The sequence below is a fragment of the Thiohalobacter sp. COW1 genome, assembly GCF_016629505.1.
Lineage (GTDB): Bacteria > Pseudomonadota > Gammaproteobacteria > Thiohalobacterales > Thiohalobacteraceae > Thiohalobacter > Thiohalobacter thiocyanaticus_A.
Genome location: NZ_AP024239.1, coordinates 3400623 through 3415740 on the forward strand (window position 1 = coordinate 3400623; position 15118 = coordinate 3415740).

Here is a 15118-nt window from a genome sequence, read left to right on the forward strand (position 1 = left end):
CCGGCGACATCCCTGTCGCCGGGTGAACCATCTCAGAATATGGCCAGGATCTGGGCCGAGATGCGGTCATCCATGCCGTCCAGGATCTGGTTGGCAGGATGCGATGAGGGCAGGTTCGGGGCCTCCGCCTCGCGGAACTCATAGTTCAAGATGAGGCGGGTCTTCTTGTTGAAGAAGTACTGCGCCCCCAGAGTGAGGGTGTCGAAGCGGCGTTCGGCCGGATCCGTGTCCGTGGCCCGGTTGAAGCGGTCGTAGCGGATGTCCAGTTCGATGTCCGGCCGGATCTTGTAGCCGAAATCCAGATACCAGCCGTCGGCCTCGTCTTCCGGCAGTACGTTCAGGCTGGCGCGGGACAGGCCGTTGTTCGACAGGGCGCCGACCACGGCGCCGCCGTCGCTGCCGTTGCGGATCATGCCGTCGGCCACGATGTATTCCGCTGCCGCCCGGTATTTGCCGTTCAGGTAGGTGGTGCCCACACCCCAGCGCTTGCGCTCGAAATCCTCCTCGACGTCATCGGCGGTGCTGTCCGTGCCCTGGGCCAGGGTAAGGGTGCGATCACCCTGCTGGTACCAGACAAAGCCCTTCCAACCCTGCCGGCGCGGGCCCTTGCCGCCGAAGACCTTCTCCGTGGACAGGTACAGGTAGATGTCCTTCTCGTTGTTGTTGTCGGATCGGGCCAGGCCGTTGCCGTTGCCGACCATCACGGCATAGGAGTGCTCCCAGTCGTTCTGACGGAAGGACTGGAACAGCTGGATGCCGATGTCGCGGAAGGCCCCCACCGGGCCGTTGGGGCCGTTGGGGTCATTGGGGGCGCTGCCGTCGGCGTCGATATAGCGTTCCAGCAGTACGCCGTCGGTGACACTGGTGAAGTTGACATAGTCGAACACATGGATCGCCTTCAGGCCTTCTTCCGATCCCGGTGTCTTGAACTGGCCCACCCGGACCCGCGCGGCATCGAAGTGATTGAAGGTCACGCTGGCGTCGGTCAGCTTCAGGCTGCCCAGGCCCCCGCCGGGCTTGGTGATGCCATTGTTGCCGGCCTCGACCAGGAAGAAGTAGTTGGTGTTGCTGTCCAGCGGAAAGCCCTGGCCGCGCAGGCCCAGACGGGCACGGCGGATGTTGAACTGGGAACTGGCGTCCCGGTCCGGGCCGATGGTGTTGAAGATGGCGTCCTGGCCGCTGAACGGGCCGGCCTCGAGTTTGGTGCCCTCGGTGTACTGGAACTCCGGTTGGATGAAACCCCAGATGCGGGCACGTTCGGCCGCGCCGGCCGGTTCGGTGCCCTGGAGCATGAGCCAGTTGGCGGCCTGTGACGGCAGGGCGGCAGCAAGTCCGGTCGCTGCGAGCATGACGGCAAGGCGCAGTTTTGTGTTAGACATGTGAATCCTCCCTCTGGATAGTTATACCTTATGGCTTGATCAGGGTGTAACCCTGGTCGATCAGATCGAGAATACGCACTACGCCGGCGGAGACATGCGTGGCATGCGCATTGAGTGCAGGTTCGTGCCCCAGGTTCTGGGTGTACTTGGCCAGGGTGTTTTCGCAGGCACTGAATCTGACCTGCGCGGATTCGACCAGATTGTCGATGCGTCCGGCATTGACGTTGTCATCCAACAGCAGCCGCAGGCCTGGTCCGAAGGCGACGATCTCGACGTCCACCTTGTCAGGTCCATAGTGCTTGACCAGATTGCCGGCCACATTCAGCACCAGGGTCTGCTTGAACGGGTCAGGGTCGCTGATCTGCAGCACCACGTGCTTTTCGGCGAAGGGTTTGTCCGGATTGCCTGCGGCCAGGGCGCCGGTGGACAGCAGGCCGAGGAGCAGGGCGGCCCACAGTCTGAGATGCCAGGGTTGTTTGGATATCACGGTAGCCTCCTGATGTGTGATGGGTGATGGGCAGCGTGGCTACCCGTTTTCCTAGAGCGGTGCCGGTGAGGCTTTATTCCATCCGCCGGGTCTGCCAGGTGACGGTGAAAAAAAATTGAATAAAACGGCCGCGCGGTGCATCTACGGGTAAGGATGAAGATTGTCAGCAGAATCTGTACCACCCTGGCCGTGCGCGAGCGCGTGGGCGGCAGCCGTGGCCGGCTCTACAAGGTCGCCCTGGCCTGGACCGGGGACCGCATGCTGGCCGACGACCTGGTGCAGGAGGCCATCGCCATCGGCCTGAGCAAGGGGCATCAGCTGCGCGATCTGGAGAAACTCTATCCCTGGCTCTACAGTATCCTGAACAATTGCTGGCGCCGGCATCTGCGCAGCCAGCAGCCCGATTCTGGCTGCGAACCCGATTCCCTGGCCTGCGAAACGACGCTGGAGCAGCAGGTCGAGCGTCAGCGGATCGTGCAGGACGTGCGCCAGGCCGTGTTCCGCCTGCCGGTCGGGCAGCGCGAGGTGATCTCGCTGGTTGACCTGGAAGGCTTCAGCTATGCCGATGTCGCGGAAATACTGGAGATCCCGATCGGCACGGTCATGAGTCGGCTCAATCGGGCGCGCAAGGCGCTGCAGCAGACGCTGCGGCGCATGAATCCCGAGGTCGAGCCGGACGTGGCGTTGTTGCGGAGAGTACGATGAAGTCCGAGCGTTTTACCGATTTTGATCTGCACGCCTATATCGACGGCGAGTTGGCCGCCGATCGCAAGCAGGCGCTGCTGGAAGCCATGGAATGCGATGGGGCGCTGGCCTCCCGGGTGTGCGAACTGCAGCGGACCAAGCAGTGGATGCAGTCCGCTTTCGAGGATGCCGAGCCGCCTGCCGAGCGTTGCGAGGTCAGTGCGAAGCACTCGCGCTGGGTGTCGCGATGCGGAATGGCAGCGTCGGTGCTGCTGCTGCTGGCCGCCTTCGCTGCCGGCTGGCTGGCGCGCCCGGTGCAGATGCCGGATCTGTACAGCGCCATGATCGAGAACATCGAAACCAGCGGCTATCGGGTGGTGCTGCACATCGACGAGGCCGACCCGCGCAAGTTCGAACAGGTGCTGCTGCAGTCGGAGCGGCTGCTGGGTGAATACCGGGACCGGGGTATCCAGGTCGAGATACTGGCCAACAGTTCCGGGCTGGATCTGCTGCGGGCGGATACCTCGCCCTATGCGCAGCGCATCGCCAGTATTCTCAATCGGTATGAGAATTTCCGCCTGGTTGCCTGCAATAACGCCGTTGATCGGCTGCGTGAGTCCGGTATCACGCCGGTGTTCTTCGAAGGGACGCGCACGGACGAGAGTGCGGTCGAACACGCCGTGCGCCGTCTGCGTGAGGGCTGGTCCTACATCAAGGTCTGATCCCGGGTTTTCCCTGCAGTTCGTCCTGCAGGGCATCGGTTGGGCTGAACGCGGTGAAGCCCGACCTGTATAGCATCTAAGGAACCTCTGATTAATTCACTTAACCTCGTCATTGCGAGCGAAGCGAAGCAATCTCGTACAGCAGGATCAATCGCTTGGAGATTGCCACGGCGCTACGCGCCTCGCAATGACGGATAAATCAGAGGTTCCCTAAGGGCTGCAGGCTCAAACCTCCACCGCGGCCAGCTGTTCCTGCCGCTTCTCCTCCTGCTGCAACGCCCACAGCCGGGCATAGACGCCGTCCTGCCCGAGCAGTTCGGTATGGGTGCCGCTTTCCACGATCCGCCCCTGCTCCATGACCAGGATGGTGTCGGCGTCCATGATGGTGGACAGCCGGTGAGCGATCACCAGGGTCGTATGCTCGGCCGCCAGCTGGCGCAGCGAGTCTAGAATCACCTGCTCCGATTGCGAATCCAGGCTGGAGGTGGCCTCGTCGAAGATCAGGATGCGCGGGCCCTTGAGGATGGCGCGGGCGATCGCCACCCGCTGCTTCTCGCCGCCCGACAGCTTCAGGCCGCGCTCGCCCACCAGGGTGTCGTAGCCCCTGGGCAGCTGGGCGATGAAGTCATGGATGTTGGCGTGGCGGGCCGCTGCAATGATCTCCTCGCGGCTGGCCTCGGGCCGGGCATAGGCGATGTTGTAGTAGAGGGTGTCATTGAACAGCACCGTGTCCTGCGGGACGATGCCGATGGCCCGGCGCAGGCTGTCCTGGGTGACGCGGCGGATATCGGTGCCGTTGACGAGCACGCGGCCGCTGTCGACCTCGTAGAAGCGCAGCAGCAACCGTGCCAGGGTGGACTTGCCGGCCCCGCTCGGGCCGACCACCGCGACCTTGCGTCCGGGCGGCACCTCGAAGCTGACCTGGTGCAGGATCGGCCGCTCAGGGTCGTAGCCGAAGCTGACCTGCTCGAAGCGCACGCCGCCCTGGCCGGGGTCCAGTTCGACGGCGTCGTCGGCATCGCGGATTTCCGGCTCGGTATGCAGCACATCGAAGATGCGGCGCAGATCGGTCAGGGCATGCTTGAGCTGACTGTAGACGATGCCGAGAAAGTTCAGCGGGATGAACAGCTGCAGCAGAAAGGCGTTGACCAGCACCAGGTCGCCGATGCTCATGCTGCCGGCGACCACGCCGCGTGCGGCCATCACCATGATGACGGTCACGCCGACGGCGATGATGCCCGACTGGACCACGTTCAGCGCCGACAGCGAGGTCTGGCTCTTGACCGCGGACTCCTCCCAGTCGGCCAGGCTGTGGTCGTAGCGCGTGAGCTCATGGCGCTCGTTGCCGAAGTATTTCACCGTCTCGTAGTTGATCAGGCTGTCCACGGCCTGGGTGTTGGCCATGGAGTCCATCTCGTTCATGCGCACCCGGAACTGCATGCGCCACTCGGTGATCCAGAAGGTGAACAGGATGTAGATCACCACCGCGCCCAGGGTCACCACGGCGAACCAGGGGCTGTACTTGCCCAGCAGGATGGCGGTGATCATCAGCACCTCCACCAGGGTGGGGATGATGTTGAACACCATGTAGTTGAGCAGCGAACTGACCGCCCGCGTGCCGCGATCCAGGTCGCGTGACACGCCGCCGGTCTTGCGCTCCAGGTGATAGCGCAGGGACAGCCGGTGCAGATGCTCCAGCACCCGCACCGAAACGCTGCGCATGGCGCCGTGGCGGACCCGGGCATAGACCGAGTCGCGCAACTCGTTGAACAGGGCGGTGCTCAGGCGCAGCAGACCGTAGCCGACCAGCAGGGCCAGCGGCAGGGTCAGTTCGGTCGTGGTGCCCGCGTCCAGGCTGTCGACAATGCCCTTGAGCACCAGCGGCACGGCCACGTTGGCACCCTTGGCCAGAATCAGGAAGCCCAGCGCCAGCGCCACCCGCCCCCGGTACTGCCACAGGAAGGGCAGCAGGGACTTGAGGGTCTTCAGGTCGCTGCGCCGGGTCTCGGGCAGCTCGGTGGCGCGGGCGTAGGTGCGCATACGTTCAACCGGTTGGGAGCAATCCCGCCATTGTTGCAAAAACCGGCTTCAGACAACAGTTTGCCCGGCCGATCAAAGGGGTATACCGGTAGCACAGATTCCGACGGAGACAGCAATGAAACCCACCCCCGAACAGATCCGCAGCGCGCTCGCCGCCGCCGAAGCCATGCGCGAGCGCGGCGAGGACCCGGACGCCCTGGCGCTGACCCTGCTGTATCTCAAGCGTCACTGTGAGCGCCTGGAACCGGTGTTCCTGCATGCCGAGCGCTATGTCGGCTTCGGCCAGGACGAGGGCGAGCACCGCCAGCTGGTGCGGGCCATCGAGGCGGCCCGACGCGGCGAGGCGAAGGAGGCGGGCGCGGACACCCAGGACTTCGGCCTGACCTCCTCGGCCTGATCCGCTCCCCCTAGCCCCCGGAATGCTTGACTTTTCGTGGAACAGGCCCCATGTTTCACGCCAGCGCTGTCCCGGCGCGAGCCGGTTTTAACTTGTTGATTTTGTTTGGGGTGACTCAAGATGCCGATCTATGAATATCAGTGCACCAAGTGCGGGCACGAACTGGAGAATCTGCAGAAGATCAGTGATCCGCCATTGACCGACTGCCCGGAATGCGGCGAAGCGGCCCTGCAGAAGCTGGTCTCCGCGGCCGGCTTCCGGCTCAAGGGCGGCGGCTGGTACGAAACCGACTTCAAGAGCGGCAGCAGGAAGAACGTTGCCGAATCCTCGTCCAACTCCGAGTCCTCGTCCAAGCCCGAGAAGAAGGCCGCCGGCGGCTGCGGCTCCGGCGGCTGCGGCTGTCACTGAACCCCTTCGCCAGACCGGTCCGGTTCTGGTCCGGACCGGTCCGTTTCCTCCCGTATCTCCCTGAATTGTCCGTCCCGCTCCGGGGCCGCGGCTCGGTTGCGTCCCTTCCGGGGAGGCCGTAACATTGCCGCCTTTCACGCATCTGTCAGAGGTTTGCCACCCATGAGTGCCATGCGTTCCCACATGTGCGGGGAGCTGAACGAGACCCATATCGACCAGGAGATCCGGCTGTGCGGCTGGGTCCATCGCCGGCGTGACCATGGCGGGGTCATCTTCATCGATCTGCGCGATCGCAGCGGCATTACCCAGGTGGTATTCGACCCGGACACGCCGGATTCCTTCCAGGTGGCCGAGCGGGTGCGCGGCGAATACGTGCTCCAGCTCGCCGGCCGGGTGCGGCGCCGGCCCGAGGGGACCGAGAATCCCGACATGCCCACCGGGCAGATTGAGGTGCTGGGGCAGACGCTGACCATCCTGAACGCGGCCGAGACGCCGCCGTTCCAGGTCGACGAGGACGAGATCAGCGAGGAGTTGCGGCTGCGCTATCGTTATATCGATCTGCGCCGGCCGGAGATGTTCGAGCGCCTGCGTCTGCGCAGCGAGATCACCCGGCGGCTGCGCTACTTCCTCGACGAGCACGGTTTCCTGGACGTGGAAACGCCCATGCTGACCAAGACCACGCCCGAGGGGGCGCGCGACTACCTGGTGCCCAGCCGCACCCATCCCGGCCACTTCTTCGCCCTGCCGCAATCGCCGCAGCTGTTCAAGCAGCTGCTGATGATGAGCGGCATTGACCGCTACTACCAGATCGTGCGCTGCTTCCGTGACGAGGACCTGCGGGCCGACCGTCAGCCCGAGTTCACCCAGCTCGATATCGAGACCTCGTTCCTCGACGAGGACGACATCATGGGCCTGATGGAGGCGATGATCCGCCAGCTGTTCGCCCAGGTGCTGGAGGTCGCGCTGCCCGATCCCTTCCCGCGCATGACCTATGCCGAGGCCATGCAGCGTTTCGGTTCGGACAAACCGGACCTGCGCATCGGGCTGGAGCTGGTCGACGTGGCCGATCTCATGAGTGAGGTGGAATTCAAGGTCTTTGCCGGTCCGGCGAGTGATCCCATGGGGCGGGTGGCTGCGTTGCGCCTGCCGCAGGGCGGTGAACTGACCCGCAAGGAGATCGACGACTATACGAAATTCGTCGGCCGCTACGGGGCGAAGGGCCTGGCCTATATCAAGGTCAACGATGTCGCCCAGGGCCGCGAGGGTCTGCAGTCCCCGATTCTCAAGTTCCTGCCCGACAGTGCCGTGCAGGGCATCCTCGAGCGCACCAATGCCGAAAACGGGGATCTCATCTTCTTCGGTGCCGACAAAGCCACCGTTGTCAACGAAGCCCTGGGCGCGCTGCGGGTGAAGCTCGGCCATGACCGCGGCCTGGTCGAGCACGGCTGGCGACCGCTGTGGGTGGTGGACTTCCCCATGTTCGAGTGGGACGAGAAGGAGGGCCGCTGGTTCTCCCTGCACCACCCCTTCACCTCGCCCAAGGAAGCGCATCTGGAACTGCTGGAGTCCGACCCCGGCAGCTGCCACTCGCGCGCCTACGACATGGTGCTCAACGGTACCGAACTGGGCGGCGGCTCCATGCGTATCTACCGTCCGCAGGTCCAGGCCGAGGTGCTGCGCATCCTCGGCATCGGTGAGGAGGAGGCGCGCGAGAAGTTCGGCTTCCTGCTGGACGCGCTCAAGTACGGCTGCCCGCCGCACGGGGGGCTCGCCTTCGGCCTGGACCGGCTGGTGATGCTGATGACCGGTTCGCCCTCGATCCGCGATGTCATGGCCTTCCCCAAGACCCAGACCGCCAGCTGCCCGCTGACCCAGGCCCCGGGCGAGGCCGGCGAGCGCCAACTGAAGGAACTCGGCATCCGCCTGCGCAAGCCGCCGGCGGCCGCGGGCGGCGAAGCGGCCGGGTAGTGGTTCTGTCGGATAGTTTCAAGGATTAACGCAGAGGCGCAGAGACGCGAAGGTCGCAAAGACAGCATTCAATATCTGAATATTGAAGTGCTCTGCGTTCTCTGCGTCTCTGCGCCTCTGCGTTGACAGCACTCAGGCAAACCGCTCCACCACCTCGTCCACCGGGATCAGTTCCGCGTCCCTGCTGCGTCCCGCCTTGTACTCGACCATCCCGTTCTCCAGATTGCGGTCGCCGACGATGATGCGGTGCGGGATGCCGATCAGTTCCATGTCGGCGAACATCACCCCGGCGCGGATGTCGCGGTCGTCGAACAGTACGTCGATGCCGGCGTTGAACATGTCCAGATACAGCTTCTCGGCGGCTTCGCGCACCGCCTCCGACTTCTTCATGTTCATCGGGCACAGGGCCACCCGGAAGGGGGCGATGGGTTCGGGCCAGAGGATGCCGGCCTCGTCGTGATTCTGCTCGATGGCGGCGGCGACCACGCGCGAGACGCCGATGCCGTAGCAGCCCATCAGCATGACGGTCTCCTTTCCGGCCTCGTCCAGCACGGTGGCGTTCAGCGCCTGGCTGTACTTGGTGCCGAGCTGGAAGATGTGACCGACCTCGATGCCGCGGACGATGGCAAGCGTGCCCTTGCCGTCCGGGCTGGGATCCCCGGCAACCACATTGCGCAGGTCGGCGGTCTCCGGCTCCGGCAGGTCGCGGCCCCAGTTCACCCCGGTGAGGTGTCGGTCGTCCTGGTTGGCGCCGCAGACGAAGTCGGCCAGCTGTGCGGCGGCATGGTCGACCAGGGTCCTGATCCTCAGCCCGACCGGACCGATGGAGCCCGGGCTGGCCCCGGTGGCGGCCCGGATCGCCTCATCGGCGGCGAAGGCCAGGGGGGCGGCGATGCCGGGCAGCTTCTCCGCCTTGATGGTGTTGAGTTCGTGGTCGCCGCGCAGGACCAGGGCGATGACCTCGTCCGCCTCGCCCTGGACCAGCAGCGTCTTGACCGTCCGGGCCGGCTCCACCCCCAGGAACCGGCTGACGTCCTCGATGGTGTGCTGGCCCGGCGTGTCGACCGTCTGCATCTCCTGCGTCGGCGCCGGGCGGCCGCCGGCCGGCGGCAGCGCTTCGGCCAGTTCCACGTTGGCGGCGTAGTCGCTGGTGTCGGAGAAGGCAATGGCATCCTCGCCGGATTCGGCCAGGACGTGGAACTCATGCGATACCGCGCCGCCGATCGAGCCGGTATCGGCCTGCACCGGGCGGAAGTCCAGGCCCAGGCGCTGGAAGATGCGTGAGTAGGTCTCGAACATGACCTGGTAGGTCTCGGCGAGCGAGGCCGCGTCCAGGTGAAAGGAATAGGCGTCCTTCATCAGGAACTCGCGTGCCCGCATCACGCCGAAGCGCGGGCGGATCTCGTCGCGGAACTTGGTCTGGATCTGGTAGAAGTTCACCGGCAGCTGCTTGTAGCTGCGCAGTTCGCGCCGGGCGATGTCGGTGATGACCTCCTCATGGGTGGGACCGAAGCAGAACTCGCGCTGGTGGCGGTCATGCAGGCGCAGCAGTTCCGGGCCGTACTGGTCCCAGCGCCCGGACTCCTGCCACAACTCGGCCGGCTGCACCGCCGGCATCAGCAGTTCCAGCGCGCCCGCGCGATCCATCTCCTCGCGCACGACGCCTTCCGCCTTGCGCAGCACCCGCAACCCCAGCGGCAGCCAGTTGTAGACCCCGGCGGCGAGCTTGCGGATCATGCCGGCGCGCAGCATCAGCTGATGGCTGACGATCTCGGCATCGGCGGGGACTTCCTTCAGGGTGGAAAGCGGAAAGCGGGAGGTGCGCATGTCGGTGTCCGGGCTGGTGGAGAAAGGCCGGATTGTAACGGCTGGGGCGGGGGGCGTGAAGCGTGAGGAGTGAGGAGTCAGGAGTGAGGAGGTAAGGGCATTCCGTTTCAGCCGTCATCCCCGCCCAGGCGGGGATCCAGATACCGCTGCGGCCACTGGATCCCGGCCTGCGCCGGGATGACGTCTGGGGTGAAATGAGGGTCCATCGGTTACATTCCCCATTCAGTCACAGTATTCCTCGATCTGCTGCTGCGCATCGGCGATCTTCGCCTGGCGTTCCTCCTCGGGCAGGTAACGGGCCACTCCGTCGGGGCCGGTGATGCGTGCGCGGCCAGTGGTGGTCAGGATCCGCAGGTTGTGGCGGGCGGCCGCGCAGGCCTTCTGGCGCTGCTCGGCCTGCTGTTCGGCGGCGGCGGCTTCCTGCTCGGCCTGCTCCCGGGCCTGGCGCTGCTCGTCCTGACGCTGGAGCAGCTGTTCGAGTTCCTGCTGGGCCTGGCCGGCATCACTGGCGGGCGGCGGGGGCGGGGTCAGCGCCTCGTATTCGCGGTCCGGCGGCGGGTACTGGGAATAATGGGTCTGGCCGTTTTCGTCCACCCACTTGTACATGGCCGCAGGCAGGCCGGTGCTGAACAGCAGGGTCAGCGGGAGCAGGGCACGCAGAAGCGATTTCATATTCAATCCCCTTTATTCTGTCAGGTCTACGGTAGGGGGTTTGGCCGGCGGGAACAAGCCCGCCGGCGTGGCGGTGGTCACATTCGGGGCGTTCGACTTGACCTGTCTGCATAATATAAGTAGTTTCTAACCCTTTCCGTCTCCACCGGCCCCGCAGGGGCATGGGAACCTCTGGGCAGGCCGCGCGCCCGCGTTGGTCCGGCCCAGGGGTTCGTTGGTTTGGTGGCGGTCATTCAACGGCACTGGCCATGTGGCGCCAGTGCACGGGCAGGGCAATCGCAGGAGACATTTCGTGGAACTGACCGGCGCCGAGATCTTCGTTCGCTGCCTGCAGGATGAGGGTGTGGAGCTTCTGTTCGGGTATCCGGGCGGTGCCGTGCTGCACATCTATGACGCCCTGTACCAGCAGGACAAGGTCCAGCACATCCTGGTGCGGCACGAGCAGGCGGCCACCCATGCCGCCGACGGCTATGCCCGGGCCACCGGCAAGCCGGGGTGCGTGCTGGTCACCTCCGGTCCCGGCGCGACCAATGCCGTTACCGGCATCGCCACCGCCTACATGGATTCCATCCCCCTGGTGGTGTTCACCGGTCAGGTGCCGACCAGTCTGATCGGCAACGACGCCTTCCAGGAGGTCGACAACATCGGTATCACCCGGCCCTGCGTGAAGCACAATTTCCTGGTCAAGGACGTGCGCGATCTGGCCGTGACCATCAAGAAGGCCTTCTATGTCGCCACCACCGGCCGGCCCGGCCCGGTGGTGGTGGACATTCCCAAGGACGTGAGTGCGGCGCGCTGCGAATACAGCTACCCCAGGAAGGTCCGGATGCGCTCCTACAATCCGACCGTCAAGGGCCATGCCGGTCAGATCAAGCGGGCCGTGGACCTGTTGCTGCAGGCCCGCCGGCCCATGCTCTATACCGGCGGCGGCGTGATCCTGGACAATGCCTCCGAGCAGCTTATCGAGCTGACCCGGATGCTCGGGTTCCCCATCACCAACACCCTGATGGGCCTGGGCGCCTATCCGGCCACCGACCGCCAGTTCGTGGGCATGCTCGGCATGCACGGCACCTACGAGGCCAATATGGCCATGCACAACTGCGACGTGCTCGTTGCCGTGGGTGCGCGCTTTGACGACCGGGTGACGGGCAACATCGAGAAATTCTGCCCCTCGGCGAAGATCATTCACATCGATGTCGATCCGGCCAGCATTTCCAAGAACGTCAAGGTCGACGTGCCCATCGTCGGCTCGGTGGGCAACGTGCTGGAACAGTTGATCAAGCTGATCAAGGCCGGCAAGGAACGCCCCGACCCCGAGGCGCTGGCCGCGTGGTGGGAACAGATCGAGGAATGGCGCGGCCTGGACTGTCTGAAGTACGACCGCGACAGTGAACTGGTCAAGCCGCAGTACGTACTGGAGACGCTGTACAAGGTCACCAATGGCGATGCCTTCGTCACCTCCGACGTGGGCCAGCACCAGATGTGGGCCGCTCAGTTCTACAAGTTCGACCAGCCGCGGCGCTGGATCAATTCCGGCGGGCTCGGCACCATGGGCTTCGGTTTCCCGGCCGCCATGGGCGTGCAGCTGGCCTACCCGGACGAGACCGTGTGCTGCATCACCGGCGAGGGCAGCATCCAGATGTGCATTCAGGAACTGTCCACCTGTCTGCAGTACGGGCTGCCGGTCAAGATCATCAATCTGAACAACCGCTATCTGGGCATGGTGCGCCAGTGGCAGGAGTTCTTCTATCAGAAGCGCTACGCCATGTCCTACATGGAATCCCTGCCGGATTTCGTAAAGCTGGCCGAGAGCTATGGCCACGTCGGCATGCAGATCGACAAGCCGCAGGACGTGGAGGGCGCTCTGAAGGAGGCGATGCAGCTCAAGGACCGGCTGGTGTTCCTGGACTTCATCACCGACCAGAACGAGAACGTCTACCCGATGATCCCGGCGGGTGCGGGTCAGAACGAGATGATTTTGATTTGAGTTTAAAACCTCAACGCAGAGGCGCAGAGACGCAGAGAATGAATAAAGTAAAAATGATAAGCGGTAGTGAAATGCAGAGCAGCTCTGTGCTTTTCGCATTATTTGTCTCTGCGGCCTCTGCGTCTTTGCGCCGCTGCATTAAGGGTTGATCGATCATGCGACATATCATATCGATTCTGATGGAGAACGAGGCCGGTGCCCTGTCACGGGTGGCGGGGCTGTTCTCCGCGCGTGCCTACAACATCGAATCGCTGACCGTGGCGCCGACCGAGGATCCCTCGCTGTCGCGCATGACCATCGTGACCACGGGCACCGAGGAGATCATCGAACAGATCACCAAGCAGCTGAACAAGCTGGTCGATGTGGTGCGGCTGATGGACATGACCGACGGTCCGCACATCGAGCGCGAGATGATGATGGCCAAGGTGCGGGCCGAGGCCGGACAGCGTGAGGAGTTCAAGCGCCTGGCCGACATCTTCCGCGGCCGCATCATCGACGTGACCGAGTCCACCTATGTCATCGAACTGACCGGGGATTCGGCCAAGCTCGACGCCTTCCTGCAGGCGGTGGATACCGGCAAGATCATCGAGGTGGTGCGCTCGGGCGTGTCCGGCATCGCCCGCGGCGAGAAGGCGCTGAATATTTGATACAGGTAATCGCCAGGGCGCTGATGATCAGCGTCATTGCGAGGCGCGTAGCGCCGCGGCAATCTCTAGCCGACTGCATTCTTCCGTACGAGATTGCTTCGCTGCGCTCGCAATGACGGGAAATTGATCATAGAGAATCCCAGGTTTTCAACAAAAATCGTTAGTGGAGTGATCCAGACATGGCATTGAACATCTATTACGACAAGGACTGCGACCTGTCCCTGATCAAGGCGAGCAAGGTGACCATCATCGGCTACGGTTCGCAGGGCCACGCCCACGCGCTGAACCTCAAGGACTCCGGCGTCGATGTGACCGTCGGCCTGCGTCCGGGGTCGGCTTCGGCGGCCAAGGCCGAGAACGAGGGCCTGACCGTCAAGCCAATCGAGGAGGCGGTCAAGGGGGCCGACGTGGTGATGGTGCTCGCTCCCGACGAGTACCAGGCGCGCCTGTACAGCGACCAGATCGAGCCCAACATCAAGCAGGACGCCACCCTGGCCTTCGCCCACGGCTTTGCCATCCACTACAACCAGATCGTGCCGCGGGCGGACCTGGACGTGATCATGATCGCGCCCAAGGCCCCGGGGCATACCGTGCGCAGCGAGTTCGTGCGCGGCGGCGGCGTGCCGGACCTGGTGGCCATTCACCAGGACGCCTCCGGCAAGGCCCGGGACCTGGCGCTGTCCTATGCCTCCGCTGTCGGCGGCGGGCGTACCGGCATCATCGAAACCAGCTTCAAGGACGAGACCGAGACCGATCTGTTCGGCGAACAGGCAGTGCTGTGCGGCGGTGCGGTGGAACTGGTCAAGGCCGGCTTCGAAACCCTGGTCGAGGCGGGTTACGCCCCCGAGATGGCCTACTTCGAGTGTCTGCACGAACTCAAGCTGATCGTGGACCTGATGTTCGAAGGCGGCATCGCCAACATGAATTACTCGATCTCCAACAACGCCGAGTACGGTGAGTACGTCACCGGACCGAAGGTGATCAACGAGGAAAGCCGCAAGGCCATGCGCGAGGCGCTGCACAACATCCAGAACGGCGAGTACGCCAAGCGTTTCATCCTGGAGGGCATGAGCAACTATCCGCAGATGACCGCCATGCGCCGGCTGAACGCGGCCCATGAAATCGAGCAGGTCGGCGGGCGGCTGCGCGGCATGATGCCCTGGATCGCCGCCAACAAGCTGGTCGACAAGGCCAAGAACTGAGACAATCACAAGCGCCCCACGGGGCGCTTTTTACATTCGCAAGCATGGCCCGTTCCCGTTATCCCCTTGTTGCCCGCCAGGCCTGGCTGCCCATCGCAGTCACGCTCGTCGTGGCCGGCCTGATCTGGTATTTCCTCGCCCTGCTGTGGGCGCTGCCGCTGCTGGTGCTGGCCACGCTCATCGCCTGGCTGTTCCGCGACCCCTACCGCCAGATCCCGTCCACGCCCGCTGGGCGTGGTCAGTCCCGCCGATGGGCTTGTGGAGAGTGTCGATACCGTTCATGATCCCTTTCTACAGCGCGATGCCGTTCGGATCGTGCTGGCCATGCGCGGCGGTGACGTCTACACCACCCGCAGCCCGGTCGAGGGCAAGGTCATGGACATGCTGCAGGCCGCGGGCGAGGGTGAGGACGAGTCTGCCGCGCACGGTGTCTGGATCAAGACCGACGAGGGCGACGATATCGTTATCGTGATGGGGCGCGGCCGGCTGGGTAATCCGCCACGCTGCTTCGTGCAATGCGGCGAGCGGGTCGGCCAGGGCCAGCGCTGCGGCTTCATCAATTTCGGCTCGCGGCTGGAGGTCTACCTGCCGGCCAACAGTCGCATCGAGATCAGGCCGGGCAGCCATATCCATGCCGGCGCCGACCTGCTGGGGGTGCTGGTGCACAAGACCGACCGGGCGATCTCCTGAACGGACAG

General features: G+C 64.3%; 15 protein-coding genes. 10 read left to right on the forward strand and 5 right to left on the reverse strand.

What is annotated here, in order from left to right; all coding sequences use genetic code 11:
* Nucleotides 1–32: 32 nt before the first annotated feature.
* Nucleotides 33–1379: a porin gene (locus COW1_RS16145; RefSeq protein ID WP_201344782.1), complete on the reverse strand. Its 1347-nt coding sequence runs from the start codon at nt 1377–1379 to the stop codon at nt 33–35.
* 28 nt (nt 1380–1407) lie between these two features.
* Nucleotides 1408–1866: a hypothetical protein gene (locus COW1_RS16150; RefSeq protein WP_231971516.1), complete on the reverse strand. Its 459-nt coding sequence runs from the start codon at nt 1864–1866 to the stop codon at nt 1408–1410.
* A gap of 153 nt (nt 1867–2019) precedes the next feature.
* On the opposite strand from COW1_RS16150, the gene COW1_RS16155 reads away from it, so the two are divergent.
* Nucleotides 2020–2571, forward strand: a complete 552-nt coding sequence (locus tag COW1_RS16155) for an RNA polymerase sigma factor (RefSeq protein WP_201344784.1) — start codon at nt 2020–2022, stop codon at nt 2569–2571.
* On the forward strand, nt 2568–3272 hold the full coding sequence (locus COW1_RS16160; protein WP_096367015.1) for a hypothetical protein: 705 nt from the start codon (nt 2568–2570) through the stop codon (nt 3270–3272). Before COW1_RS16155 ends, COW1_RS16160 begins: the two co-directional genes overlap by 4 nt.
* A gap of 225 nt (nt 3273–3497) precedes the next feature.
* Here COW1_RS16160 and COW1_RS16165 read toward each other — a convergent pair whose 3' ends face one another.
* On the reverse strand, nt 3498–5312 hold the full coding sequence (locus tag COW1_RS16165) for an ABC transporter ATP-binding protein/permease (protein ID WP_096367014.1): 1815 nt from the start codon (nt 5310–5312) through the stop codon (nt 3498–3500).
* 115 nt (nt 5313–5427) lie between these two features.
* Between COW1_RS16165 and COW1_RS16170 the strand changes: the two genes are divergently transcribed.
* The 3 genes from COW1_RS16170 to aspS all read left to right on the forward strand — a co-directional run bounded on the left by COW1_RS16170 (nt 5428) and on the right by aspS (nt 8085).
* Nucleotides 5428–5709 carry a hypothetical protein gene (locus COW1_RS16170; RefSeq protein ID WP_201344786.1) on the forward strand — a complete coding sequence of 94 codons (282 nt, stop codon included), beginning with the start codon at nt 5428–5430 and terminating at the stop codon, nt 5707–5709.
* A gap of 120 nt (nt 5710–5829) precedes the next feature.
* Complete coding sequence (locus COW1_RS16175) at nt 5830–6117, forward strand: FmdB family zinc ribbon protein (RefSeq protein WP_096367012.1); 288 nt, start codon at nt 5830–5832, stop codon at nt 6115–6117.
* A 171-nt stretch (nt 6118–6288) separates the two neighbouring features.
* Nucleotides 6289–8085 carry an aspartate--tRNA ligase gene (gene aspS / locus COW1_RS16180; RefSeq protein WP_096367011.1) on the forward strand — a complete coding sequence of 599 codons (1797 nt, stop codon included), beginning with the start codon at nt 6289–6291 and terminating at the stop codon, nt 8083–8085.
* Between the two features lie 132 nt (nt 8086–8217).
* Here aspS and COW1_RS16185 read toward each other — a convergent pair whose 3' ends face one another.
* The gene (locus tag COW1_RS16185) at nt 8218–9912 is read right to left on the reverse strand and encodes a proline--tRNA ligase (RefSeq protein ID WP_201344788.1); all 1695 of its coding nucleotides are present in this window, start codon (nt 9910–9912) and stop codon (nt 8218–8220) included.
* 222 nt (nt 9913–10134) lie between these two features.
* A complete protein-coding gene (locus COW1_RS16190) occupies nt 10135–10584 on the reverse strand; it encodes a DUF4124 domain-containing protein (RefSeq protein ID WP_201344790.1) in 450 nt (149 codons plus the stop codon).
* A 292-nt stretch (nt 10585–10876) separates the two neighbouring features.
* Here COW1_RS16190 and COW1_RS16195 point away from each other — a divergent pair, with 292 nt between their 5' ends.
* The 5 genes from COW1_RS16195 (at nt 10877) to COW1_RS16215 (ending at nt 15110) form a co-directional block, all read left to right on the forward strand.
* The gene (locus COW1_RS16195) at nt 10877–12571 is read left to right on the forward strand and encodes an acetolactate synthase 3 catalytic subunit (protein ID WP_096367008.1); all 1695 of its coding nucleotides are present in this window, start codon (nt 10877–10879) and stop codon (nt 12569–12571) included.
* A 155-nt stretch (nt 12572–12726) separates the two neighbouring features.
* On the forward strand, nt 12727–13218 hold the full coding sequence (gene ilvN, locus COW1_RS16200; RefSeq protein WP_201344792.1) for an acetolactate synthase small subunit: 492 nt from the start codon (nt 12727–12729) through the stop codon (nt 13216–13218).
* A 185-nt stretch (nt 13219–13403) separates the two neighbouring features.
* Nucleotides 13404–14420, forward strand: a complete 1017-nt coding sequence (ilvC, locus tag COW1_RS16205; RefSeq protein WP_096367006.1) for a ketol-acid reductoisomerase — start codon at nt 13404–13406, stop codon at nt 14418–14420.
* 44 nt (nt 14421–14464) lie between these two features.
* Nucleotides 14465–14704 (forward strand): hypothetical protein, encoded by a 240-nt coding sequence (locus tag COW1_RS16210; protein ID WP_201344794.1) that lies wholly within the window; start codon nt 14465–14467, stop codon nt 14702–14704.
* Entirely contained in the window at nt 14679–15110 is a 432-nt protein-coding gene (locus COW1_RS16215; RefSeq protein ID WP_201344796.1) for a phosphatidylserine decarboxylase, read from the forward strand. The genes COW1_RS16210 and COW1_RS16215 overlap by 26 nt, the downstream gene beginning before the upstream one ends.
* Nucleotides 15111–15118 lie beyond the last annotated feature (8 nt).

Excerpts from the sequence above, each read along its gene's own strand:
- COW1_RS16170 (WP_201344786.1), top strand. The coding sequence starts at position 5,428 with ATGAAACCCACCCCCGAACAGATCCGCAGCGCGCTCGCCGCCGCCGAA.
- COW1_RS16175 (WP_096367012.1), top strand. The coding sequence starts at position 5,830 with ATGCCGATCTATGAATATCAGTGCACCAAGTGCGGGCACGAACTGGAG.
- COW1_RS16155 (WP_201344784.1), top strand. The coding sequence starts at position 2,020 with ATGAAGATTGTCAGCAGAATCTGTACCACCCTGGCCGTGCGCGAGCGC.
- COW1_RS16165 (WP_096367014.1), bottom strand. The coding sequence starts at position 5,312 with ATGCGCACCTACGCCCGCGCCACCGAGCTGCCCGAGACCCGGCGCAGC.
- COW1_RS16210 (WP_201344794.1), top strand. The coding sequence starts at position 14,465 with ATGGCCCGTTCCCGTTATCCCCTTGTTGCCCGCCAGGCCTGGCTGCCC.
- COW1_RS16185 (WP_201344788.1), bottom strand. The coding sequence starts at position 9,912 with ATGCGCACCTCCCGCTTTCCGCTTTCCACCCTGAAGGAAGTCCCCGCC.
- COW1_RS16190 (WP_201344790.1), bottom strand. The coding sequence starts at position 10,584 with ATGAAATCGCTTCTGCGTGCCCTGCTCCCGCTGACCCTGCTGTTCAGC.
- ilvN (WP_201344792.1), top strand. The coding sequence starts at position 12,727 with ATGCGACATATCATATCGATTCTGATGGAGAACGAGGCCGGTGCCCTG.
- COW1_RS16160 (WP_096367015.1), top strand. The coding sequence starts at position 2,568 with ATGAAGTCCGAGCGTTTTACCGATTTTGATCTGCACGCCTATATCGAC.
- aspS (WP_096367011.1), top strand. The coding sequence starts at position 6,289 with ATGCGTTCCCACATGTGCGGGGAGCTGAACGAGACCCATATCGACCAG.
- COW1_RS16145 (WP_201344782.1), bottom strand. The coding sequence starts at position 1,379 with ATGTCTAACACAAAACTGCGCCTTGCCGTCATGCTCGCAGCGACCGGA.